Raw genomic sequence first — 24,060 nt, 5'->3', positions numbered from 1 at the left:
CGGAGCGTGTCATGGAGGTGCCCCGCCAGCAGTACACGGCGACATTGCTTGCTGACGGGTGCGACGATGACGCGGACTTGCTCGCGACGCTTCGCGAGGGCGGGGATGTCGTCTTCCACGACGAACTCGAGGCGCAACGGAATGCTGTTCGTGCGATCCTCCCGCCCGTGGAATCGGATGAGCGCCCGGCCTGGGCCTATTACCCGTGGCGGCGGGCGGCCGTCCGGGTCCTCGGTCCATCCGGGTTCCGGCTGGTGCGCCTCGACCGGAATCGAAACAAGATCACTCGTGCGGAACAGGGGCGGCTGGCGCAACTCGCCGTGGGGATTGTCGGCCTCAGCGTCGGCCACGCGGTTGCGGTGGCGCTGACCCTCGAAGGTAGCTGCGGTGCCATCAGGCTCGCCGACTTCGATGCGGTCGAGCTGTCCAATCTGAACCGGGTACCCGCTACGGTCTTCGACCTCGGAGTGAACAAGGCAATCGTCGCCGCCAGGCGGATATCCGAGATCGACCCGTACCTCTCCGTCTCGGTGCAGACCGGCGGCGTCGACGCCGACACGATCGATGAGTTCCTCGAGGGACTCGATCTCGTGATCGAGGAGTGCGACTCGCTGGACATGAAGGTCGCGGTGCGGGCGGGTGCCCGTGCACGGCAGATCCCGGTGCTGATGGAGACCAGCGACCGGGGCCTGATCGACGTGGAACGGTTCGACCTCGAGCCCGACCGGCCGCTGCTGCACGGGCTGCTCGGAAACATCGAGGTGGCAGAGGTGGCAGGGTTGTCGGCGCGCCAGAAGGTGGGGCCGGCGCTGCGCATCCTGGGAGCCGAGGACATCTCGTCGCGTCTGGCGGCATCCCTGGTCGAGCTGGGCAGCACCCTGTCGACCTGGCCACAGCTCGGTGGAGACGTGCTGCTCGGCGGTGCGGTCATGGCCTCTGCCGTGCGACGGTTCGGGTTGGGTCGGCCCCTGCCGTCCGGACGCGTCCGGATCGATCTGGACGAGCACCTCGACGCATTGCGGGTACCGAGCGTCAGCCGCGACCTCCGATGTCGCGAGGCCTCGACCGTCGCCGCGCCGCCGGACGACGCCATCGGTGCGGTGGCCCACGCGGTGAGCCGGGCGCCTTCCGGGGGCAACGCGCAGCCCTGGAAGGTGCGCGCCGACGAGGGTGCGCTCCGGCTGTATCTCGATGCCGGCCGATCCGCGGCGATGGATGTGCAGCGCCGTGGCAGTTACGTCGCGCTCGGCGCCGCGATCTTCAATGCCAAGGTGGCTGCGGCGGCACACGGCAAGCTCGGACCGGTCGAGTTGTTCGGCGGTGACGACGTGCCGACCCTGGTGGCCACCCTGACCTTCGGCGAAGGATCCGACGCGCAACTCGCCCGTCACTACGACGGCATGCTGCGGCGCGGGACGAATCGCCATGTTGGGGTTCCTGCGCCCATCGCGCCCGAGACGGAACTGGCGCTGGCGGGGGCGGCGCGCGCCGAGGGCGCACGCCTGTCTGTGCTCGCCGATAGGCGTGACATCACCGCGGCTGCGGAGGTCTTCGCGGCCTCGGAACGGGTGCGTCTGCTTGACCCTCGACTGCACCGCGAGATGATCGGCGAGCTGCGCAGTCCTGGGGACCGGTCGGAGACGGGTATCGACATCCGTTCGCTCGAGCTCGACGCCGCCGAGCTGTCGACGCTCAGGATCGTGAGCAGGCCAGACGTGATGGCGCACCTGGCCGAATGGGACCTCGGTGGGGCGCTCGGCGCCGTCACGCGGGACCGGGTCGTGTCCAGTTCTGCGCTCGCGGCAGTCGTCGTCGGTGGGTGCGAATCCCGGGACTTCGTCTGCGGTGGGGCCGCGGTGGAGAGCGTGTGGATCAGCGCAGAAGCCCATGGACTCGCGGTGCAGCCGATCGCACCGGTGTTCCTCTATGGCCTGGACGGGGCCGACCTCGACGAACTTGCTCCGGCCTACGCCGGGCAGCTGTCGCAAGGGCAGCAGGCTTTGCGTGAGTTGTTCGGCATGCTGTCAGGCGAGGTGCTCGCGCTGATCGTGCGGCTGAGCCATGCTCCTCGCGCGTCGGTTCGCAGCCGTCGACGATCGTCCGTGTTCGGCGCGGCCACCGGGCGCTCGGAAGACTGAGGGGGCGCGCGCGTGTCAGTGCGAACTCTGGAGGAACTGGTCACCGCCGTCGCCTCTCGGCTGACCGCCACCGACGCAAAGACGTGGGTGCCCTCGGCCGAGCAGGTACTACACGATCTGGTCGACTACTTCGAACTCGATGCCTGCTTCCTGCGGCGCAACGATCACGAGATCGGTGCGACGATCCTGGTGGCGGAGTGGCCGAAGCGGCCGTTCGTGCCCGATCCCGACCCTCTCGCCATTGTCTATTTCGCCGATGCCGACCCCGATTTCGCGAGGGCGGAGCACCTGAAGGAGGTCGGCTTCGTACGTCCGGGACAGGACAGCGACGATTATCAGGATCGGGTGGCCAAGAGCACAGGGGTGCCGAAGGTCACCCTGGCCGCGGTCCCACTGCTGTCGGGGGAGGTCACGACGGGAACGTTGGGGTTCATCAAGTTCGGGGACCGCGAATGGGGTATCGAGGAAGTCAACGTGCTCAAGGCGATCGCCGCGCTGCTGACCCAGGTCCAGGAACGGGTACGAGCGGAGGAGCACATCCGGCACACGGCCGACCACGACGAGCTCACCGGCCTGGCGAACCGGCGCGTGCTGGTGGAGTGTCTGGAACGCCGGATGGAGCGCGGGATGCCGGGACCGGTCGCGGTCCTGTTCTTCGACCTGGACCGGCTCAAATCTCTCAATGATTTTCTGGGCCATACCGCGGGCGATGCCTTCATCGTCGAGATGAGTGATCGGTTGCGCAGGTATGTGGGCGACCGGGACATCGTTGCCCGGTTGGGCGGGGACGAGTTCGTCATCGTGTTCGGTGGGGAGGTCGACCTCGCCGCCGCCCGCGTCAAGGCGACAGATATCAACGGCATCGTCAACGAGGGCGTCCGTCTCGGCAGCGTGTCGGTGAGCCGTGGCGCGAGTTTCGGGATCGCGGTCGCGATACCGGGCCAGTGCTCGGGCGCGGACCTGCTGTGGCAGGCTGATCACGCCGTGTTGGCGGCAAAAGCGCAGGGGGGCAACGCTATCGCCACGTTCAACGAGGACATGCGGGCGGAGTTCGAGATCCGCACGATCATCGAGTTGAGTCTCCGGACGTCGATCAACGACGACTCTCTGCACCTGGTGTATCAACCGGAGGTCGACATGCGCAACGGTACGGTGCTTGCGGTTGAAGCGCTGGTGCGATGGGATCATCCGGCACTCGGGCTGTTGCTGCCTGCCTCGTTCATCGAGGTCGCGGAGTCGACGAATCTGGCGTCCGAACTCGGGATCTGGGTATTTCGAACGGCCTGCCGTCAGTTTGCGCGGTGGCGATCCGAGATTCCCGATCTCGACCTCTGTCTGCGGGTCAATGTGTCTCCGGCGCAACTGGTCGGTCTCGACTTTCTCGAAGGTACCGCTCAGGTCCTGAACGAGTACGAGATCGCAGGCGAGAGCGTGTGCCTGGAGATCACCGAGAACGCGATGGTGAGCGATCTCGATCGAACCCGGGTAACCCTGCGGGCCCTGTCCGACCTGGGGATCCGGGTGGCGATCGACGACTTCGGCACCGGCTTCAGCGCGCTGGCGCAACTCAAGCAACTCAAGGTCGACGTCCTCAAGATCGATCGGGAGTTCATCCGCGATCTCGGCCACAGCCGGGGGGACCTCGCCATCGTCAAATCAATTGTCAGCCTGGCGAAGTCGTTCGGCCTCGACCTGGTGGCGGAGGGTGTGGAGTCGGCGTCGGCCGCGCGAACCCTTCTCGAGCTCGGTTGTTACCGAGCTCAGGGGTTCCTGTTCAGCCATCCGCTGCCGGCCGACGAGGCGGGTGACCTCCTCCGTGAGGGCGCGATCCGGCCGTGGACGGCCTCGGCGACGGACCCCGGCACCAAATAGACCTGCACCCCCGTTTTTGGGCTTAAAAGAGGAACAGGTTCGCCATTGCGATAAATAACAGACCTGCAGTATGTTTTTGGGGTCGGGTTTGTCGGGGGGTGAGCGGCCCGACCCTCTAGTTTGGAACTGCCCAATGTGTGAATGCGAGAGAGTCTTCGAAAGCGAGTTCGGATCTGCCCCTCCGGTCGAATCGGCGATGGTCATGTGCGCCGAGTGCGCAGGTCGGTACAGACCCGCTGACGACAGCAGCGCCCTGATGGCAACCCCGGTCCCGGCCCGGCCGGATTGGGAGCGCCGCTACGGCCGCGCTGCCGTCGCCCTTGATTGTCTGAGCCTTCTGGTCGCCGATGCCGTGGTCACCCTGATCTACAACAACGACGTGGTGCGCGCGTCGCCGTCCAACATCGCTGTTGCGCTGGCTGTTCCGCTGACAGCGCCGATCGCGTTGGCGCTGGCACACGCGTGGGACCCGCGGGTGCTCGGTTCCGGGGCGGAGGAATTCAGGCGGGTGGGCTACGCCTATGTCATGTTGATCGCCGCGCTGGCGCTGCTCGGATATGCGGCAGGGACGGCCGCGGGACAGTCGTGGGTGTTCGGGGCTCTGCCCCTCGCCGCAGCCATCACGCTGCTCGGGCGGTATGCGCTGCGGAAGTGGCTGCACAGCGGCAGGCGATCCGGCGCATTCTTGCGCTCGGTGCTGGTGGCCGGGGACATCGACTCGGTTCAGGAACTCATCAAGAGGACCCGTCGAGACGCATACGCGGGCTGGGAGATCCAGGCCGTGTGCCTCGCCGACGTCGATCACGCCGAGTGCTTCCCGGTTGCCATCGATGACGTGCCCGTCGTGGGAACCGACCGCGACATCGTCGGACTCGTGGCCCTGCACGGGTATGAGGCCGTGGCAATACTCCCGTCGACCGGTTGGTCGCCGATGCGTACCCAGAGGCTCGCCTGGGACCTGGAGGGGACCGGAGCGGATCTGCTCATCGCGCCGGCCCTGATGGACATCGTTGGGCCGCGCCTGCACATTCGGCCGGTTGCCGGGATGCCGCTGTTGCAGCTGAGCGCGCCGAACTTCACCCGCCCAGCATGGTTCGTCAAGACGGTGATGGACCGGGTGCTCGCGCTGGGGCTACTGATCGTCATCGCACCGATGATGGTGGCCATCGGATGCGCGATCCGCCTGACGAGTCCGGGGCCCGCGCTGTTCAAACAGACCCGCGTCGGCAGGCGCGGCAGCCAGTTCGAGATGTTCAAATTCCGCAGTATGGTGCGCGACGCCGAAGACAGGCTCGCGGACCTGGCCTCGGCCAACGAGGGTGCTGGTGTGCTGTTCAAGATCCGTGAAGATCCGAGGGTGACCCGGGTGGGTCACTTCATCAGGCGATACTCGCTCGACGAATTGCCCCAGCTGCTCAATGTCGTTGTCGGACAGATGTCTTTGGTTGGACCTCGTCCGCCGCTCGCGTCCGAGGTCGAGCAGTACGACGACGGCGGTGTGCGGCGGCGACTCTTCGTAAAACCCGGTCTCACGGGCTTGTGGCAGGTGAGCGGCCGCAGCAACCTCTCCTGGGAGGAGTCGGTGCGGATGGACCTGCGCTACGTCGAAAACTGGTCGATGGCGCTGGACGTGATGATCCTGTGGAAGACCGCGGCCGCTGTGGTGCGTCCGGAAGGCGCCTTCTGACTACTTCGCGTCACTGCCCGCTTCGTCCTCTGGGAAGGTCTCGAACAGCGTCGAACCCCAGTACCCGCCGTCCCCGACACCTGGCGGCACCGCGAACACCGCGGACCCGACATGCTTGATGTACTCGTTGAGGGCGTCGTTGCGTGAGAGCGACAACTGCATCGGCACGAACTGCTTCTGGGGATCGCGGCAGTAGGCGATGAAGAACAGTCCGGCATCGAGATGTCCGAAGCCGTCTGACCCATCGGTGAAGTTGTAGCCGCGGCGCAGGATCTTGATGCCGCCGAGCTCCTCGTCGGAGGCGAGCCGAACGTGCGCGTCGGTGTCGATGACGGGCTGCCCGCCCGCGCCCTTCGCATCGAGGTTCAGCGGATCGAACTCGTTCTTCTCTCCGAGCGGTGCGCCGGTGCCCTTGCTGCGCCCGATCACCCGCTCCTGTTCGTGGAGCGCGGTGCGGTCCCACGATTCGATCAGCATCCGGATGCGCCGGGCCACCAGGTACGAGCCGCCCGCCATCCACTCCTGGTCGTCGGCCCCGGCCACCCAGACCTGTTCGTCCACGGCGCCCTGGTCCTCGGCCTTGATGTTGCGCGTTCCGTCCTTGAACCCGAACAGGTTCCGCGGCGTCGACTGGGTCGTCGAGGTCGAGGAGGTCCGGCCGAACCCGAGCTGCGACCACTTCACCGCGACGGTGCCGAAGCCGACCCTGGCGAGGTTGCGGATGGCGTGCACGGCCACCTGCGGGTCGTCCGCGCAGGCCTGGATGCAGATGTCCCCGCCGCTGCGGGCCGGTTCGAGGGAGTCGCCGGTGAACTTGGGCAACTCGGCCAGCGCCGTCGGCCGCTTGCCCGCCAGGCCGAACCGCTCGAACAGCGATGGTCCGAACCCGATGGTCAGCGTCAGCCGGCTCGCGTGCAGGTCGAGTGCCTCGCCGGTGTCGGTCGGCGGGGAGTAGTCGCCCGCGCCGATCGCGCCGTCGGGCACGGCCTCCTCGCCCGCCGTCATCCGCTCCGCCATCTCGGTCCACCTCTTCAGCAGGGCGACCAGCTCGTCCCGGGAGTCGGTGGTGACGTCGAACGCGACGAAGTGCATGCGGTCCTGCGCCGGGGTGACGATCCCGGCCTGGTGGGCGCCGCGGAAGGCGACCACCTGGGTGTCCACCGATGCGGGCTCCGGGGCGGTCAGGCGACCGACCGCTGCGCCAGCGCCCACCGCGAGCGCCCCGGCGCCAACGGCGCCGAAGAGCCGCCGCCGCGAGAGCCCGGGACGGCGGGCGCCGTCACTGTCCGGCGACGACACCCTGCACCTGGCTCACCTCGGCGGACAGCGCGTCGATCTTCTGCGAGAGTGCCTGCCGCTGCGGCTCGGTCACCGTGCTGTACAGCACGAATCCGTCGCCGCTGCGGTAGAGGGCCAGCTCCGCGTCGAGCTCGGCGAAGCGCTGATCGATCCGGGTGCCCAGCGCGGGGTCCTTCTCGTCGACGATCGGGCGGAGCGTCGCGATCGCGGCCTGGGAGCCGTCGACATTGGCCTGGAAGTCCCACAGGTCGGTGCCGCTGAAGATGTCCTCCTCGCCGGTGATCTTGGTGCGGGAGACCTCGTCGAGCAGCGTCTGGGCGCCGCCGGCGACCTGGATCGGGTCGACGGTGAAGTCGGGGGAGTTGATGCCGTCGGACAGTTCCTGGAGGTCGGCGAGGAGCTGGTCGGCGATGGCGTTCGTGTCCGGCTGCAGGCCCTGCGCCCACAGGTCCTTCTCGAGCCGGTGGAAGCCGGTCCACTTCTGGCCGGGCTCGAGGTCGACCTCGCGCAGGTCCAGTCGCGGGTCGAGGTCGTCGGGGAACGCCTCGGCAATCGGCTCGATGCGCTCGTAGTAGGTGCGGGTCGTCGGGAACTTCGCCTTGGCGGCCTCGATGTCGCCGGACTTGACCGCGGTGACGAACGCCGCCGCCGTCTCCTGGAGGGCGGTGACCTGGCTCGTGACGTAGCGCTTGTACTCGGCCGCGGCGTCGGCCAGCTGGCCGCTCTCGTCGGCGGCCTTGGAGGAGTCGCCGGTCACCGTGAACTCGGAGCGGATGCCGTCGCCGACCATGCCCGGCTTGCAGGCGGTGTGGTACGTGCCGGCCTCGGAGAAGTTCACGATCAGGGGGCGGGTCAGGCCCGGACCGACGTTCTCGACCTCGCCCATGACGCGGTCGCCCTCGCCGTAGACGTAGAACTCGGTGACCTTCGAACCGTTGTTGGTGATCTCGAAGGTGTTGTTGCCGGTCTCCCCGGTGTCGCGCGCGACCTCGCAGCTGGTGTCCGTCGCGGTGACCGCGATCGCGCCCTCGGCGCTCTCGGACTTGGAGGTGCAGGCGGCCAGCGCCACCGGCGCGAGGGCCAGCAGTGCAATGGTGGGAACGGTGCGACGCACGGTGGAGCCTTTCAGGATGCGGTGATGTGTGAAGATTCGGGGAGCGGAGCCTGCGAGGGCTTGGCTGGTACCGGGCGCAGGAACAGGGTGAGCACGACGACCAGATACACCGCCCAGGCGACCACCTGGAGGACTGTCGGGTCCGGCCGGAAGTTGAAGATGCCCTGCAGGACGGTGCCATACCAGGTCGAGGTGTCGAAGTGTGCCGACACATCGAACGCCAGGTTCGATCCGCCCGGGAGCCAGCCGGCGATCTGCAGGGCGCGGACGCCGTACGCCAGGATCCCGGCCGCGACGACGACCAGGAACACGCCGGTGTAGCGGAAGAAGGCGGTGAAGTTGATCCGGACCGCGCCGAAGTAGAGAGCGACGGTCAGGGCCGCGGCGATGGCGATCCCCAGGAGCAGTCCGACGAGCGGCCAGATGCTGCCCGCGGTGTTCTCCGCGTAGCCGACCAGCAGCAGCGCGGTCTCCACCCCCTCGCGGCCGACGGCAAAGAAGGCCATCGACGCGACCGCGAACGGTCCGACGGCGAGCGCCTTGGACAGCCCCGCGCGCAGGTGCCCGGAGATCGAGGCGGCTGCCTTGCGCATCCACAGGATCATCGCGGTCACGATGACCACGGCGACCAGGGACGCGAGTCCACTGATGAGCTCGGCCGCCATGCCGGTCACGGTCGAGGTACCGAAATGGATGGCGACGAAAATGATCGCGACCATGGCGACGGCCGCGGCGACGCCGAGCCACACCCATTTGAGGGCGTCGCGCCGGTCGGACTTGACCAGAAACGCGACCAGGATCATCACGACGATGCCGGTCTCGAGCCCCTCGCGGAGCCCGATGAGCCCACTGCCGAACAGCTGCGTCGCAACGCTCGGCGCGCTCGCGCCCGCGGCGAGTATGAGCACGGGGGCTCCTCATCTGTGCACGTCCGCAGCCCGGACATAGGCAAGGCGAACCTTCTCTTGAACCGAACTAAGGTAGCACTTACCAGATGTGCGCCCCGGTCGAGGCGGCGGCCCGTCCGAATTGCCCGGATTGCCGCCCGTCCGTGATTCACGTGGATCATGGACGCGGTGACCACACGACGTCGACGACTGCTCGGGTGCGTTGTCGGGACCGTGCTCGGCGCCGCGATCCTCGCCGGATGTGCGGGTGAGCCGAAGATCGCCATCCCGCAGGGCATTCCGCCGGGCCCCGGTGCGCCCGTGCCCCCGATCGACATCGACGCGCCCGGTCGGACCGCCGATCAGTTGCGGGACTGGGCCGCCGACCAGACCGATGCGCTCGGCATCTCGGTCACCGCGCTCGAGGCCTACGGCTACGCGGCCGCGGTGATGGCGCAGAGCCGGCCCGAGTGTGGCATCGGCTGGACGACGCTGGCGGGTATCGCGAGCGTCGAGAGCAGGCACGGCACCTATCGCGGTTCATCCGTCGCGCCGACCGGCGACGTCAGCCCGCAGATCCGGGGGATACCGCTGGACGGGGGACCGGGCGTCGCCGAGATCGCGGACACCGACGGCGGCGCGATGGACGGCGACCCCGTGCACGACCGCGCGATGGGCCCGCTGCAGTTCATCCCGGAGACATGGAAGCGGTGGGGCGTCGACGCCAACGGCGACGGGGTGGCGAATCCGGACAACATCGACGACGCGGCGCTGACGGCGGCGCGGTATCTCTGCGCCAGGGGCGGCGACCTGACCTCCGAGGAGGGCTGGCGCCGGTCGCTGATGGCATACAACCTGTCCGGCGAGTACCTGACCGACGTTCGCGACCGCGCGGCCGCGTATTCGGTGGGGACCCGGCCGTGACCGCGCGGCGCGACGACACGGCCGGTTGCTGCCGTTAGGCTCAGACCTGGCACTATGTAGCGAAATCGTCTACTGGAAACGCCGCCAAAAGGAGAACCATCCGTGGCCATCATTGAGCAGGTCGGAGCTCGCGAGATCCTCGATTCCCGGGGAAACCCCACGGTGGAGGTCGAGGTGCTGCTCGACGACGGCAGCTTCGCGCGCGCCGCGGTGCCCTCGGGTGCCTCCACCGGCGAGCACGAGGCCGTGGAGCTGCGTGACGGTGGCGACCGCTACGGCGGCAAGGGCGTCGAGAAGGCCGTCGAGGCCGTGCTCGGCGAGATCGCCCCGGCCATCATCGGCATCGACGCCACCGAGCAGCGCGTGGTCGACCAGGCGCTGCTGGACCTCGACGGCACCCCGGACAAGTCCCGACTCGGAGCCAACGCCCTGCTCGGCGCGTCGCTGGCCGTCGCCCGCGCGGGCGCCGAGTCCTCCGGCCTGGAGCTCTTCCGCTACGTCGGCGGCCCGAACGCGCACGTCCTGCCCGTCCCGATGATGAACATCCTCAACGGTGGCGCGCACGCTGACACCGGCGTCGACGTCCAGGAGTTCATGGTCGCGCCGATCGGCGCCGCCACCTTCAAGGAGTCGCTGCGCTGGGGCACCGAGGTGTACCACTCGCTCAAGTCGGTCCTCAAGGCCAAGGGCCTGTCCACCGGCCTCGGTGACGAGGGCGGCTTCGCCCCCGACGTCGCGGGCACCAAGGAAGCACTCGACCTGATCATCGAGGCCATCGCCAAGACGGGCCTGAACCTGGGCACCGACGTCGCGCTGGCGCTCGACGTCGCGGCGACCGAGTTCTACACCAAGGGCACCGGCTACAAGTTCGAGGGCAAGATCCGCACCGCCGCCGAGATGTCGGCCTTCTACGCCGAGCTGATCGCCGCGTACCCGCTGGTCTCCATCGAGGACCCGCTGGACGAGGACGACTGGGAGGGCTGGGTCGCGCTCACCGAGCAGATCGGTGACAAGGTCCAGCTCGTCGGCGACGACCTGTTCGTCACCAACCCGGATCGCCTCGAAGAGGGCATCGTCAAGGGCGCCGCGAACGCGCTGCTGGTCAAGGTCAACCAGATCGGCACGCTGACCGAGACCCTGGACGCCGTCGACCTGGCGCACCGCAACGGCTACAAGACGATGATGAGCCACCGCTCGGGCGAGACCGAGGACACCACCATCGCCGACCTCGCCGTCGCCGTCGGCAGCGGCCAGATCAAGACCGGCGCCCCCGCCCGCAGCGAGCGCGTCGCGAAGTACAACCAGCTCCTCCGCATCGAGGAGGCCCTCGGCGACGCGGCCCGCTACGCAGGCGAGCTCGCGTTCCCGCGCTTCTCCTTCGACGGCTCGGCGAGCTGAGAACGGAAGCGGTACTGAGCCTATGAGCCAACGCGGTAGGTCACGTCCGGGCGGCAGCCCGGCCGGTCGGGACTCCCGTCGCACCCGCGACGAGTCGGCTGCGCGGCGTCCGTCGCGCGGCCGTACGACCGGACCTACCGCGTCGGCTCCAGGCTCCGGCCCCGCTGCGGGCGGGAAGCCCGCACCGGAGTTCGAGCCCGAGTCGTCCAGCGAGAAGCCCATCCGCGCACGGGGTTCGCGCGCCGGCTCCTCGGGCGAGGACAAGCCCGAACGCACCATCCTCGGGCTCTCCACCGGCAAGGCGGTGATGCTGGCGGTGGTGGTCTGCGCCCTCGCGCTCACCCTGGCCGTCCCGCTGCGCAACTACCTCACCCAGCGCAGCGAGGCGGATCGGGTTGCCGCGCAGCAGAAGGAACTCGAGGAAGACCTCAAGCAGCTGACCCGGCAGAAGCAGCAGAACGACGACCCCGCGTACATCTCCGCCGAGGCCAGGGAGCGGCTGCAGTACGTCAAGCCGGGCGAGACGCCGTTCCAGGTGCAGCTCCCCGGCGAGGTGGCGACCAGGCCCGAGCAGCTCAGCGAGCGCAAGCGGACAGGGGATCCCTGGTACACCGACCTGTGGCGTCCCATCGTGGAGCCGCAGCCGGAGCCCAGCGCGACGCCAGCGCCGCCCGTCCCGGGACCGCCACCGCCCGCACCGGATTCGACCGGCGCGGGTTCGATGACCATTCCTCATGATCAAGGAGGGCCCGTCGGGTGACCGATTCGGCTGACAGCACTTCCCGCCCCGCGGTATCCCAGGACGACCTGGCCGCCGTGGCCGCGCAGCTCGGCCGCGATCCGCGCGGCGTGCTCGCCATCGCCTACCGGGCACCGGACGGCACGCCAGGTGTCGTCAAGACCGCGCCCCGGCTGCCGGACGGCACGCCGTTCCCCACGCTGTACTACCTGACCGATCCGCGTCTCACCGCCGAGGCGAGCCGGCAGGAGTCGGCCGGGGTGATGCGCGAGATGACCGAGCGCCTCGAGCGCGATCCGGAGCTGGCGCAGGCCTACCTCCGTGCGCACGAGTCCTACCTCGCCGAGCGGAACGAGATCGATTCGCTCGGAACCGATTTCACCGGCGGCGGCATGCCCGACCGGGTCAAGTGCCTGCACGTGCTGATGGCGCATTCGCTGGCGAAGGGACCGGGGCTCAACCCGCTCGGCGACGAGTCGGTCGCGCTGGCCGCGCAGGGCAAGCTGCGCGGCACCGCCATCCCGGCGGACTGGCCGGTCTACCAGGGACCCGGCGAGACCGGGAACGACGAATGACCAGGGTCGCTGCTGTCGACTGTGGCACCAACTCGATCCGCCTGCTGATCGCGGACGCCGACGCGGAGGGACACCTGCACGACGTCCGCCGCGAGATGCGGGTCGTGCGCCTCGGGCAGGGTGTCGACGCCACCGGCGCGTTCGCGCCCGAGGCCATCGAACGCACCCGGGTCGCGCTGCAGGAGTACGCGGACATGATCCGCGAGACCGGCGCCACCGCGGTCCGGATGGTCGCGACGTCGGCGACAAGGGACGCCTCCAACCGCGAGGACTTCTTCGCGATGACCAGGGAGGTCCTCGGTGCCGTGATCGAGGGGGCGGAGGCGGAGGTGATCTCCGGGGACGAGGAGGCACGGCTGTCCTTCGCGGGCGCCGTCGGCGAACTCGACCCTGCCGCAGGACCTTTCGTTGTCGTCGATCTCGGCGGCGGATCCACCGAGGTGGTCCTCGGTGACGGCGGCGGGGTGCACGCGGCGCACTCGACCGACATCGGCTGCGTGCGGATCACCGAGCGCTGCCTGCACGACGACCCGCCGACGGCCGAGCAGATCGCGCAGGCGCGCGAGTTCGCGTTGGCGAAGCTGACCGAGGCCTTCGATGTGGTGCCGGTGGAGCAGGCACACACCTGGGTCGGCGTGGCGGGCACGATGACGACCATCGCCGCGGTCTCACTGGAACTGCCGCACTACGACGCCGAGAAGGTGCACCTGTCGCGGATGACGCTGCCGCGACTGCACGAGGTGAACGATTCGCTCGTGCACATGACCCACGACCAGCGCGCCGCCCTCGGGCCGATGCACCCGGGTCGGGTCGACGTGATCGGTGGGGGAGCGATCGTCTCCGACGTCCTGGCCGAGGAGCTCGCGCGCCGGGCGGGGATCACCGAACTGGTGGTCAGCGAGCACGACATCCTCGACGGGATCGCGCTCTCGATCCTGTAGCTCCGATCCGGCAAATCGTCGCCGCGGGCAAGCTAGCATCCACGTGTCCAGTTCGACCGTTTCCGCGGTCGGACCGGTAGTGGCTGTCGCGATGTCGGCGCCGCGGCCCCCATAGCCCAATTGGCAGAGGCAGCGGACTTAAAATCCGCCGAGTGTCGGTTCGAGTCCGACTGGGGGCACTGTGTGTTTGTAGTCAGAGCCTCAGGGCAGAGTTGTTTCCCTGCCGAGACTTGAGAAGTTATCGCACCTTTGCCCACATACTCATCGAGGCGTTTCGCCACCGTTCTCGAGGTCGTTATCGAACAGATCTGCGTATACGTCCAGCGTCATGGCTGCTGACGAGTGGTCGAGCATCCACTGGACGGTCTTGGCGCCGACACCGCGTCGATCCTGTTTCAGTCTTCATCGACACCAGTTCGGGCGGCACACGCCTCCTCGCCTCGGGCACGGATACGCGGATCAAGATCCGGCGCATCGGATAGGGAACCGCGCGTCACGGCCCGGCCGTCCCAAACCTGGATGAACCCAGTCGAGGAGTTGGGTTGCTGCAGTGCTGTGGGCACTTGGAACAGAAACGCCCCCACTCGATCTCGGGTGGGGGCGTTTTGTTGGTGAGGGACTAGTTGTTGGTGATCGTGAAGCCACTACCGGTGATGGGCTGGTTCGCAGCATTTCGGCGCGGGTTCAGGTCGTCGAGAATCGCTTTGGGGGAGGTGTAGACGTGGTAACCCACGGCGGGACCTGACGGCGCCGTGCCCACCATCCATGAGACGATTCCAGCCCATTTGTTGCTCTGGCCCATCGGGTTGGCGGGACCACCGGAGTCCCCCTGAATAGTCTCGGCCCCCGTGTAGTTCCAGTTGTTCTCGTTGTACCAAATGTGACCGCATGCGACCCCGGTGGGATCGTTATTTTGTGCGAACTGCTGGGAGGTGATGGAACCGGCATTGCAGATCCAGCGCCCAAACAACCCCGTAGGAGGCATAACCGACGGGTTTCCCGCTGCATCGGAGTAGATCTGGTTCATCTTGTACCAGGGCTGCGAAGGAACAAGGATCGTGGGACTCGGGTCCCTGGCAAATCGAATACTGAAGGGGGTGCCGTCCTCATTGTTCCCATACTTGGGAGCCGTCATCACCTGGCTGGAGAGCGTGACGTTGTTGGCGAATTCGATCACCATGTAGTCGAGCGTTCCGATGTTGACCTTGGTGTCATCGGGGTCGTCGTTCGATACGTAGCGGATCCAGCCGATGGGCCCGGCTGCGACGTCACGCCAGTCCCAAACTGGGTGGTTGTTGTCGAGGACCTCAGTCTGCTTCTCAACACCGGGGTACGGGTTGAAACCGTGCTCGTCTAACTTGTTCAGGTTCAGCGGATGGTTCGTTCCGTGGGTCGGGTTGCAGTGTCCGGCGGTGATGCCGACCTTGCGTCCCGCGGAGTCGGTGCCGACCGCACCGAGGGTGCACGAGCCGCCCCAATTCTTGTAGTCGTCGAATGCGAGTCTCATGCTGGCTGAGACTGTCTTTGCGGGCGGAACGGCAGGGGCGGCGACCTTGTCCCCCGGCGGAGTCCAGGGCGGCTTCTGTTCCGCCTGGGCGGTGCCCGCTCCGAGGCCGACCATCAACGTGGATGCGGTGAGCAGGCCGGTGATATACCGGGTCGCGCGTTTCATGCACTCTCCAAATCGTGGTAGCGAACTGGCAAATGCGCTCACGCTATACCGCTCGGTCTGTTTTGGGAGGCGAATTCTTTACCCGGAGAATCTGACCGAAGCACCCGGGATGTTCGAATATATGTGCGAATAAATCTAGCCTGAAGGCATGGCTGTGCACGTCGAGCCCGCGCCGACCCACTGCCCGAACGGTCACCGCCTCGGGCCGCGGCGCTGCCTTGTCGGCTGGGAACAGTGCGGGTGCGCAGGAGCTCGCCGGGGCGGACATCGAACGCACTTCTGCCGGGAGTGCGGCGTCACGATAAGGATCCCGCCGTGCTCTGGGCGGCAGCCGCAGCGTGACAGGTGGACGGGCTGATCAAGCCGTGCGGCGCTACGCCGACCGGCGGATGTCGTCCTTCTCGCCCGTCGGGCGGCGCTTCGATGGGGATGCCGATGAACATTCGGCGCATCACGGCTCGCGTCAACGCGCCAACGGCGCGGGTCTGGAGGTCCAAGACTGCGTCAGTCGTCGCCAATGCCAGCACCACGGGTGTGCCGATCCACACCGGAATCTTCATGCGCCTTCTCCTCGGGACTGCGTGCGCCCGTCAGCGATGGGAGTTCTGGCGGGATGAACAGGCGGCCCCGCCGACGCAGGGGGCTTTGTCGACGGGGCCTACGCCACTCATCGAGGGATGGTGGCGCGAACTCACCGTAGACGGAGCAAGTCGTTACTCGCGCGTACAAAACTGGACGGTTCTCCAGATTGGCAGATGGGCCTCCCATCCGGGTTTCACCCATGCCGGATGAGGTGTCGGTGGCACATCCGAGAAAATCTGAACTCCTCGATCACTCGAATAGAGGAGAGAAACGGCATGGATGGTTCCGGATCCGTTGAACTGACTGCAGCGTTGGCCGGGATCGGTGTCCCGGACCGCGTGGAGACACCGCTCGGCGCATTCGAGTTCTTCGACGGCGTACCGCTACCCGAGTCGACCCGCAAGCTGTACGACGGACTGGACTTCGTCCGAGGCATCGACGCCTTCCTCAATGCCGTGCCAGGAGCGTCTCTGGTGGCGATGAGGCGCGGATTCCGCAGTATCGGGATCGACGGGCTCAACGTCCTCGGCGTCACCGACCCCCGGGCCAACTCGGGGAGCTACTTCCTGACCCCGAACACCTCGACCGCGTACGGGACGATGTTCATCGACCTGCACGACGGGCCGGTGGTCATCGAGCCGCCGACGAACTCCCTGTGCGTCGTCGACGACTTCTGGTTCCGATACGTGACGGACATGGGCATCGCCGGACCGGACAAGGGGCAGGGCGGAAAGTACCTGTTCCTCCCGCCCGGCTACACCGGCGACGAGCCTGAAGGCTACTTCGTCTGTCGCACACCTACTTTCACCAACTGGGTGGTCTTCCGCGCACTCGACGGGATCGAGGCGGTCAAGCAGTCCCGTGTCTACCGGCTCTCCGAGTCGGCCAATCCGCCCGAGATGACGTTCGTCAACATTGCGGACGAAGTGTTCAACACCGTCCACTCGAACGACATCTCCTTCTTCGGCGAGGTCGACGAACTGATCCAGGAGGAGCCGCCCGGCTCGCTCGACCCCGAGCGGGCGGGGCAGCTCGCCGGGATCGGCATCAAGCACGGACGACCGTTTGAACCGGACGACCGGCTGAAGAAAATCCTCGACTCGGCGGCGAAGACCGCCGCGGGCATCAGCCGGGCGCTCGCGTACTTCCCGCGCGGCACGGAGAACTTCACCTTCGAAGGCGCGTCCTGGAAGGACGGGTTCGTCGGCGGCAGTTACGAATTCCTGCACGAGCATGCGCGCCTGCTCGACGCCCGCACCCTGTTTCACTACGTCGCCACCGTCATCACGCCGGCGATGGCCCACGCGCAGGTCGGCGCCGGTTCCGCATACACCTACACCGCCGAGGACTCGCAGGGGCGCCTGCTCGACGGCGCCAAGACCTACCGCCTCGTGTTGCCACCGAACCCGCCGGCAAAGAACTTCTGGTCGGTCGACGTTTATGACACCCAGACGCGGTCGCTCCTCCAGACGGACAACCCCCACCCGAGCGTGATGAGCCTCAGCGGCACCGTGCAGGAGGAGAACGACGGGTCGATCGTGCTGTGGTTCGGGCCGACCGCGCCTGCGGGCAAGGAAGCGAACTGGATCCGAACCGTCCCCGGCAAGAGCTGGTGGCCGATCCTTCGACTCTACGGCCCCCTACAGCCGTGGTTCGACAAGGCCTGGCAGCCCGGCGAGATCGAAGAAGCAAGCTGAGGATCGCCCGTCAGGAGCTCGGTGGCGTCTCGCCTCGGTAGGCCTGGTGGCGGTGTAGGAACTTGGCGCGGTGCCCGCGGAGGAGCTGCACCTCGTCCACGTCCTCGCCCTGCTCCCGCTGCTCGGCCTGACGTTTCTCGAGCTCCAGGGCGATCCTGGCCGGGTTCGTTTGTTCGCGCAGATCGCGGGCCCGCATGGCGGCGGACTCGTCATGCAGTAGATACGCGGCGGCACGGTCGCAATAGATGAGCATTCGCTCGTACCCCAGTCTCACCGCCGCGCCTTCGTCGAGCCTTGTTGCGCCGATGTCCTCGACCAGCTGAAACGGAAGGCGCGCGAACCGGTAGTTGAATCGGGCCACCGCCATGGGTATCCCGAGCACGGTTCGATCGTATCGGCGTCGCATCGGGCTGGCTGTGGACAACCGCTGTGGAAATCAGCGCATGGCGGGGAGGCCGTACCTCTTGAGGGCGGCGGCCACCAAGCCGGTAGCGAGGGCGGCCGCTGCCGCGGCTCGAATTGCGGCCGACCTGATGCGGGGTGCTGCGTGCGATGCCATTGGCGACGGTTCTCCCTCGTTGGCGTGCCTCCGGTTGAGGCGGCGGAGCCAAAGGTATGCCACGTCACACGTGTTGGCCACCAATGGAACGCTTGGTTTCCACCGAGGTGAAACACGTTCTCGCGCTACGTGAGTTGGCACAAAGAAGGCCCGTCGCCCGGAGGGTGTCGGCTCAGGACTCGTCGATGCCGGCGAAGGCGGCAGTGGACTGGCGCAGCAGATCGGTGACCCGTTTGTCCGAGTACCCGGTGGGAGTGATCACGACGCCCCTGCGCGGGCACCACACCACGCCTTTGTCGATACGGGTCGCCGACGCGGCTAGGCCGACCTCCCACTTCCCGAGCACGACCGCATCGGGGTCCACCGATACTTCCCAGTCGAGGATCCAGGACTCGAGGGCTGCCCACTGATAGGCGGGGTCAGCGATTCTTGCGCGCACCGCGGCCATTGTGGCGACGCGAGCAGAAGCTGGCAAGCGTCGCACTTCAGAGCGAGATTCGGCCGACCTCCACGGGTTCGACGCGTCCGGTTGAGAGGTCCGTCGGCGGCCGGTTCACGGGTAGATGGCGGCCTTCAGGTCCTCGAAGGATTCGCGCAGCAACTCGACGTAGCGACCGTCGTCGCGCAGCTGCCGCGGGTCTGCGGTGATGTTGACCGCCAGCGAATCACCCACCGAGCTGATCGAATGCACCACGCCGCCGAGGCCTACGAGCGGGGCCACCCCGAAGTTCGCGGCGACGGTGGATCCGCAGAGCACCATGTCGGCTGGGCCCTTGGGCACGTTGGTGACCAGGGTGTTGGCGAGCCGGATGGTCGACGACTGCCGGGTGGGGAGCGCGCCGAGGACGCGGAGACCGTTCCGCACCACGAATCCCGGGATCGAATTGGCGAGCGCGTCGAACTGCGTCTCGCCGGGGCCGGTCTTGCGCACCGTGTCCATCAACACCGAGCGATGGATCGCCCGGGCGCGCTCGACGAGGTCGGGGAGGTCGGTGTGCAGGTCCACGGCGAGGGTGACGAACCGGTTCCGGGAGGTCGCCTCGGCGGCGTTGCGGGTCGAGAGCGGGACCCCGGCAGCCAACGATCCTTCCGGCGCGGTGCCGACCTCGCACAGATATCTGTGCATGGTCGAGCCGACGATAGTGAGCATCAGGTCGTTGACGGTCACACCGCCGATCGCGCTCCGCATCGCCCGCAGCTCGGGGACCGAGAAGAACACGGCGTCGAAGACGCGCTCCGGGCCGAGGGGTTGATTCAGCACAGTGCGCGGGCGCAGCGCGGCGGGAACCTCGTACATCCCCTGCGCGCGCTCCGCCCGCATCAGTCGCTGGACCCGTCGCGCCCGGGGCACAAGGCCTGCGAGTAGGCAGAGGTTTCGGGGTAGAGAGGAAACCGCGGCGGCGGCCATCGAGAACCGGGAAGGAATCGCAGCCGCCGCGGCCGGGCGCTCATCGGTCGGCAGGTTCTCGGTGAACAGCTGCCGGGAGATCTTGGCGCCGAGGCCGCCGTCCGCCATCGAATGGTGCATCTTGATGGCCACCACGGTGGCGTCCCCCGGGATCTCGGCGACCCCGGCGACCCCGGTGACGATGTGGATTTCCCACAGGGGTCGCGAGGGGTTCAGTGGCCGCCGCTGGATGTCCGCCAGCAGCGTCCGCAGTTCCTCCCAGCCTCGCCCGTCGTGGAAGACGACGTGGTCCTCGGCCGCGAACGCGGGGTCCTCGGCCCAGTACGGGTGGTCGAGGTCGAAGGGGATCCGGATCATGCGCTGGCGCAGGATGCCGATTCGGTCGGCCCGTTCCGTGATCCACCGCAGCAGCTCGTCCCGGCCTGGTTCGGGGTGCTCACCCGAGTCGAAGGCAAATGTCGAGACGGAGGTCTGATTGGCCGACGGTGTCTCGACGTACACGAACACGGCGTCGCGCGGATCGACCTGCATCATCAATGTCCCCCGAGGGCCGAAGCGCCATTCCCAGGTGAACGTACCGTCCAGCTCGGCGGTTGCTGTCTTTAGCACCCCCGCGACTCCAATCGGCCGACTCGGGTACGTGACGTCGGCCACTAGTTTTTCGGCGCCTGTGGGAGCTCGAAACCGTCGGGTCTCGCGCGGGTCGGTTCCGTGATCGACGCAAAACCGGCCGGTTTGTTATCTCGTCGTTACTGAATCTGTCTCGCTCGGATTTTCGCGCCTGACCTCACATTTTTGACGGTCCGCCGGATCGCAGTAGGGACTTGTCGCAGGTGGGGCGGCGCGCCGCGCCGGGCGGACAGGGTGCCCGGCGCGGCGTCCCGGCCGGGGTTCAGTCGATCAAGATCGTATTTAGATAAAGATTCGATCACGGTGGACGTATCGATATCGTTTCGTTACCTTCGTTGTGGGGGTCCGAGGTTGCACGGCCCAAAAGGTGCGACCAAGAAGCCAACGAAGATGAGGTAAAGACTGTGGGAACTCTCCGCAGGACGTTCAATCGTTCCAGCTCGATCACCACCGCCCGTCGCCTGAAGGGTGCAACCGTCGCCGTCGCGACCGGCGCGATCCTGGTCGGCGGCATGCAGCTCGGATCCGCCACCGCGACCGCTGCGCCGATCGATCACCAGGCCTTCGCCGCCGTGCCCTTCCAGCTTCCGCAGGAACTGCTGCCCCAGGGAGCCCCCGCCGCACCGGCGCCGCTGCCCGAGATCACCGGCGCGCAGCAGTGGGTCAACGACCAGCTGCGCGCGCTCAACCCGGGCGGGTCTGTCGCACCGCTCAAGGCGCGCACCGTGCAGCCCGTCAACGGCCACATGACCTCCGGCTACGGCGCTCGCTGGGGCTCGCATCACGGCGGCATCGACATCGGCGCCAACCTCGGCACCCCGATCATGTCCGCTGCCAACGGTGAGATCATCTCCGCGGGCCCGGCCTCCGGCTTCGGGCTGTGGGTCCGCGTGCGTCACGACGACGGCACCGTCACCGTCTACGGACACGTCAACGAGTACACCGTCAATGTCGGCCAGCGTGTCGAGGCCGGTCAGCAGATCGCGACCGTCGGCAACCGCGGCCAGTCCACCGGACCGCACCTGCACTTCGAGGTGTGGGACGCGAACGGTGCCCAGCTGGACCCGAGCGAGTGGCTGGCGGCCAACGGTGTCGCGGTGACCTGGGGCAGCGCCCCGGCCGCCTAGGCGCCGGACCAGGCTTCAGACCCCCACGCGCGGGGCGTGGGCACGCTGTCGGAAGACGGCGATGCTCATGCCCCGCGCGTTCGGCGTCTCAGATGCCGACGGCCGTCTCGAGTGCCTCTAGCTCGGTGTCGAGGTGGTCCAGGATCGCCTCGAGGTCCGGCAATGCCCGCCTGCAGCCGGTCAGCCCGAACGCGATCGCGTCGTCGGAACTGGTGCAGGTGATGTTCAGGGCCTGTCCCTCCTGCGGGAACGCGATCGGATACAGCCCGTCGAGCCGGGCCCCGTTCCAGTACAGCGGTGTGCGGGGGCCGGGAACGTTGGAGATCACGACGTTGAACGGCGGGCGGACCGCCCCGCTGCTGCCCGCGACCACGTGCAGCGCCGCAGGCACCATTCCGGCCGCGCTCACCGCGAGGATCTGCGACGAACTCATGCCGATCATCGACTCCTTGCCCTCGAGCATCGACGTTCGCACGGTCTCGAGCCGCTGCGCCGCGTCGGCGGAGTGGGTCGCGAGGTTGCACATCAGCACGCCGAACGAGTTGCCCGCCTGGCTTTCGTCGGGGCCGCCGCGAAGCGACACCGGCACGGCGGCGATCAGCGGGACCTCGGGCAGGGCCTCCCGCGACTGCAGATACGTGCGCAGGCCGCCGGAGCACATCGCGAGCACCACGTCGTTGACGGTGGCGTCGGACGCCTTGGCGATCAGGCGGAGTCGCTCGATCGGCCAGGACCGGGCGGCGTAGCGCCGTGCCCCGGCGATGGGCACGTTGAGGATGGTGTTCGGGGCGGCAAAGGACAGAGAGCCGCCCTGCTCGCGGAGCGCGCGGACCACGGTGCCCGCCAGCGCCGAGCCGAGCCCGGCCGCCCCTCCCAGCAGTGACGCGGCCCCGCGGACCGCGGCGGCGGGCAGTCCGAGGACGCCGCCACCGTCGCTGGTCTCGACGGCCGGTTCCTCCGATGCGGGGCACGCCGGCTCCGGGTCCTTCATGTCCCAGACGGCGGGGATCGCCCGGTCCGTCGGGTCCTCGCTCAGTGACTGCGCCAGCAGTCTCATCGCCGAGACCCCGTCGGCGAACGCGTGGTGAAACTTCGTGTACACCGCGAATCGGCCGTCGTTCATGCCCTCGATCAGGTGCATCTCCCACAGTGGACGGTGACGGTCCAGGGGTGCCGAGTGCAGTTGTGAGCACAGGTCGAGTAGTTCACGCATGCCGCCGGGTTGCGGCAGGGCGTCGTGGCGCACGTGATACCCGAGGTCGAACCCGCTGTCCTCCTCCCAGGCCCACTGTCCGAATGAGGACCACGAGCGCGTCGGCTTCTGGCGGAACCTTTGTGCCGCAGTGTCCTTCGCGAGAGCGGCATCGAATGCCGCGCGGACATCGGAAGCGGTGGCGCCCTCCGGCGGCTCGAAAAGCTGCAGCCCGCCAACGTGCATGGGGTGTTCGCGCGATTCCGCCAGCAGCCACATCGAGTCGGCGGGAGACATAGACAGCGGCATGGGCGGCCCTCCTGGGTTCTCGACCGCTGCCCCGGTCGGATTGTGGATTTCTGTCGAATTTGTTGTACCCGTTCGTGAATCGCCCCGCTACTTGTCACTTGTCCAGTCATGGGACGGACGGTCGAGGTGGTCGCTCGTCCATGTCGGGCCCGGGACCTGGAACAATCGAGCGGTGCCGGTCCCCGAAGAAGTCCTGTCCCGACTGCGTCGGTTCCCCGACGTGGAGGCGCCGAACCTGTTCGCCGTCGACGGCGCGGATCGGCTGATCCTCGACGAGGCGGGCCCGTCGCTGCTGGGCGCGGCGAGCGGGACGGTGGCGGTGATCGGCGACCACTACGGCGCCCTCACCCTTGGGACGATCGCGGGCTTCGGCGTCACCGACGTCCGGGTTCACCAGGACCCGATCACCGGCGAGCTCGCGCTGTCGCACAACGCCGCGCGAGCCGGACTGAGCGAGGCCTACCGGTCCTGCGGGCTGGACGAGTCCCTGCTCTCGGGGGCGCGGGTGGTGCTGGTCCAGCTGCCGCGCAGCCTGGCCGCCCTCGCCGAGATCGCCGAGGCCGTCGCCCGGCATGCCGATCCGGAGGTGGTGATCTACGCGGGCGGCCGCGACAAGCACATCACCCCCGCGATGAACGAGGTGCTCGCCCGCAGCTTCGGCGACGTGCATGCCACCCGTGGCAGGCAGAAGTCCCGGGTGCTCGTCGCCCGCGGCCCGCTCGATCCGCCCGCCGAGCCGACCTACCCGCTGCGCGAGCACCTGGCCGAGCTCGACATGGAGGTGGTCGCGCACGGGGCCGCCTTCGCGGGCACCAAGCTCGACATCGGAACCCGGTTCCTGCTCGACTACCTGCCCCGGATGAACCCGGATGCGCGATCGGCGGTCGACCTCGGTTGTGGCACAGGGATTCTCGCCGTGGCCTTGGCTCGTTCCCGTGCCGACCTGCGGGTGATCGCGACCGATCAGTCCGCCGCGGCTGTCGCGTCGACGGCGGCGACCGCGCACGCGAACGGGGTCGGCGACCGGGTGACCGCGCTGCGAGACGACGTGATGTCCACCCTCGGCGACGCCACCGCCGACCTGATCGTCTGCAATCCGCCGTTCCACGTGGGTGCGGCCGTCCATACCGGGGCGGCGCTGTCGATGTTCCGCGGCGCGGGCCGGGTGCTGCGCGAGGGTGGTGAGCTGTGGACCGTCTACAACTCACACCTGGGATACCGCGGTGCGCTCAGGAAGTCGGTCGGCCCCACCGAACTGATCGGACGGAACCCGAAGTTCACCGTCGCCCGGTCGGTCAAGGGCGTGTGAC

The 24,060-nt window shown here is 67.8% G+C and carries 20 protein-coding genes and 1 tRNA gene; 12 read left to right on the top strand and 9 right to left on the bottom strand.

All coding sequences use genetic code 11. The features are described from left to right. Positions 1-11: 11 nt before the first annotated feature. The 3 genes from C8K38_RS14165 to C8K38_RS14155 all read left to right on the top strand — a co-directional run bounded on the left by C8K38_RS14165 (position 12) and on the right by C8K38_RS14155 (position 5,697). The gene (locus C8K38_RS14165) at positions 12-2,138 is read left to right on the top strand and encodes an Rv1355c family protein (protein ID WP_097212323.1); all 2,127 of its coding nucleotides are present in this window, start codon (positions 12-14) and stop codon (positions 2,136-2,138) included. A gap of 12 nt (positions 2,139-2,150) precedes the next feature. After that, on the top strand, positions 2,151-4,010 hold the full coding sequence (locus tag C8K38_RS14160) for a putative bifunctional diguanylate cyclase/phosphodiesterase (RefSeq protein WP_097212324.1): 1,860 nt from the start codon (positions 2,151-2,153) through the stop codon (positions 4,008-4,010). 256 nt (positions 4,011-4,266) lie between these two features. Then, the gene (locus tag C8K38_RS14155) at positions 4,267-5,697 is read left to right on the top strand and encodes a sugar transferase (RefSeq protein ID WP_097212412.1); all 1,431 of its coding nucleotides are present in this window, start codon (positions 4,267-4,269) and stop codon (positions 5,695-5,697) included. Here the strand turns inward: C8K38_RS14155 and efeB are convergent, their stop codons facing one another. The 3 genes from efeB to efeU are packed head-to-tail and all read right to left on the bottom strand — an operon-like array spanning position 5,698 to position 9,018. Next, complete coding sequence (efeB, locus tag C8K38_RS14150; RefSeq protein ID WP_097212325.1) at positions 5,698-6,996, bottom strand: iron uptake transporter deferrochelatase/peroxidase subunit; 1,299 nt, start codon at positions 6,994-6,996, stop codon at positions 5,698-5,700. It abuts the gene before it with no gap. Beyond that, a complete protein-coding gene (efeO, locus tag C8K38_RS27680) occupies positions 6,977-8,125 on the bottom strand; it encodes an iron uptake system protein EfeO (protein WP_373560263.1) in 1,149 nt (382 codons plus the stop codon). Before efeO ends, efeB begins: the two co-directional genes overlap by 20 nt. Beyond that, complete coding sequence (gene efeU, locus C8K38_RS27675) at positions 8,122-9,018, bottom strand: iron uptake transporter permease EfeU (RefSeq protein ID WP_257017516.1); 897 nt, start codon at positions 9,016-9,018, stop codon at positions 8,122-8,124. Before efeU ends, efeO begins: the two co-directional genes overlap by 4 nt. 159 nt (positions 9,019-9,177) lie before the next feature. On the opposite strand from efeU, the gene C8K38_RS14140 reads away from it, so the two are divergent. From C8K38_RS14140 to C8K38_RS14115, 6 genes are all read left to right on the top strand, one after another. Next, the gene (locus tag C8K38_RS14140; protein WP_097212327.1) at positions 9,178-9,921 is read left to right on the top strand and encodes a lytic transglycosylase domain-containing protein; all 744 of its coding nucleotides are present in this window, start codon (positions 9,178-9,180) and stop codon (positions 9,919-9,921) included. 102 nt (positions 9,922-10,023) lie between these two features. Then, the gene (eno, locus tag C8K38_RS14135; RefSeq protein ID WP_077042577.1) at positions 10,024-11,319 is read left to right on the top strand and encodes a phosphopyruvate hydratase; all 1,296 of its coding nucleotides are present in this window, start codon (positions 10,024-10,026) and stop codon (positions 11,317-11,319) included. Between the two features lie 22 nt (positions 11,320-11,341). Next, entirely contained in the window at positions 11,342-12,079 is a 738-nt protein-coding gene (locus C8K38_RS14130; protein WP_097212328.1) for a septum formation initiator family protein, read from the top strand. Beyond that, the gene (locus C8K38_RS14125) at positions 12,076-12,633 is read left to right on the top strand and encodes a DUF501 domain-containing protein (RefSeq protein WP_097212329.1); all 558 of its coding nucleotides are present in this window, start codon (positions 12,076-12,078) and stop codon (positions 12,631-12,633) included. Before C8K38_RS14130 ends, C8K38_RS14125 begins: the two co-directional genes overlap by 4 nt. Beyond that, positions 12,630-13,574 carry a Ppx/GppA phosphatase family protein gene (locus C8K38_RS14120; RefSeq protein WP_097212330.1) on the top strand — a complete coding sequence of 315 codons (945 nt, stop codon included), beginning with the start codon at positions 12,630-12,632 and terminating at the stop codon, positions 13,572-13,574. The genes C8K38_RS14125 and C8K38_RS14120 overlap by 4 nt, the downstream gene beginning before the upstream one ends. A gap of 105 nt (positions 13,575-13,679) precedes the next feature. Then, positions 13,680-13,753: transfer RNA gene (locus C8K38_RS14115), tRNA-Leu, on the top strand. A 440-nt stretch (positions 13,754-14,193) separates the two neighbouring features. Here C8K38_RS14115 and C8K38_RS14110 read toward each other — a convergent pair. Together C8K38_RS14110 and C8K38_RS26895 are read right to left on the bottom strand one after the other, a co-directional pair. Continuing rightward, positions 14,194-15,246 (bottom strand): hypothetical protein, encoded by a 1,053-nt coding sequence (locus tag C8K38_RS14110; RefSeq protein ID WP_097212331.1) that lies wholly within the window; start codon positions 15,244-15,246, stop codon positions 14,194-14,196. A gap of 296 nt (positions 15,247-15,542) precedes the next feature. After that, positions 15,543-15,806, bottom strand: a complete 264-nt coding sequence (locus C8K38_RS26895; protein ID WP_143548470.1) for a hypothetical protein — start codon at positions 15,804-15,806, stop codon at positions 15,543-15,545. Between the two features lie 297 nt (positions 15,807-16,103). Between C8K38_RS26895 and C8K38_RS14105 the strand changes: the two genes are divergently transcribed. Next, positions 16,104-17,525 carry a DUF1254 domain-containing protein gene (locus C8K38_RS14105; RefSeq protein ID WP_179800587.1) on the top strand — a complete coding sequence of 474 codons (1,422 nt, stop codon included), beginning with the start codon at positions 16,104-16,106 and terminating at the stop codon, positions 17,523-17,525. A gap of 10 nt (positions 17,526-17,535) precedes the next feature. Here C8K38_RS14105 and C8K38_RS14100 read toward each other — a convergent pair whose 3' ends face one another. From C8K38_RS14100 to C8K38_RS14090, 3 genes are all read right to left on the bottom strand, one after another. Next, on the bottom strand, positions 17,536-17,907 hold the full coding sequence (locus tag C8K38_RS14100) for a hypothetical protein (RefSeq protein ID WP_097212332.1): 372 nt from the start codon (positions 17,905-17,907) through the stop codon (positions 17,536-17,538). A 349-nt stretch (positions 17,908-18,256) separates the two neighbouring features. Beyond that, a complete protein-coding gene (locus tag C8K38_RS14095; protein WP_143548471.1) occupies positions 18,257-18,523 on the bottom strand; it encodes a hypothetical protein in 267 nt (88 codons plus the stop codon). Positions 18,524-18,637: 114 nt separating this feature from the next. After that, positions 18,638-20,101, bottom strand: a complete 1,464-nt coding sequence (locus C8K38_RS14090) for a wax ester/triacylglycerol synthase domain-containing protein (protein ID WP_143548472.1) — start codon at positions 20,099-20,101, stop codon at positions 18,638-18,640. A 425-nt stretch (positions 20,102-20,526) separates the two neighbouring features. Here C8K38_RS14090 and C8K38_RS14085 point away from each other — a divergent pair, with 425 nt between their 5' ends. Next, the gene (locus C8K38_RS14085) at positions 20,527-21,249 is read left to right on the top strand and encodes a M23 family metallopeptidase (RefSeq protein ID WP_257017517.1); all 723 of its coding nucleotides are present in this window, start codon (positions 20,527-20,529) and stop codon (positions 21,247-21,249) included. 88 nt (positions 21,250-21,337) lie between these two features. On the opposite strand, the gene C8K38_RS14080 is transcribed toward C8K38_RS14085, so the two are convergent. Next, positions 21,338-22,750 carry a WS/DGAT/MGAT family O-acyltransferase gene (locus C8K38_RS14080; RefSeq protein WP_097212335.1) on the bottom strand — a complete coding sequence of 471 codons (1,413 nt, stop codon included), beginning with the start codon at positions 22,748-22,750 and terminating at the stop codon, positions 21,338-21,340. Positions 22,751-22,922: 172 nt separating this feature from the next. Between C8K38_RS14080 and C8K38_RS14075 the strand changes: the two genes are divergently transcribed. Further along, complete coding sequence (locus tag C8K38_RS14075) at positions 22,923-24,059, top strand: methyltransferase (RefSeq protein ID WP_257017518.1); 1,137 nt, start codon at positions 22,923-22,925, stop codon at positions 24,057-24,059. The last annotated feature ends 1 nt before the right edge of the window (position 24,060 follow it).

This window comes from Rhodococcus sp. OK611 (genome assembly GCF_003050885.1).
Taxonomy (GTDB): Bacteria; Actinomycetota; Actinomycetes; order Mycobacteriales; family Mycobacteriaceae; genus Rhodococcus_G; species Rhodococcus_G oryzae.
The sequence above is the reverse complement of the archived record's forward strand: the minus strand, read 5'-3'. Positions and strand labels throughout refer to the sequence as shown.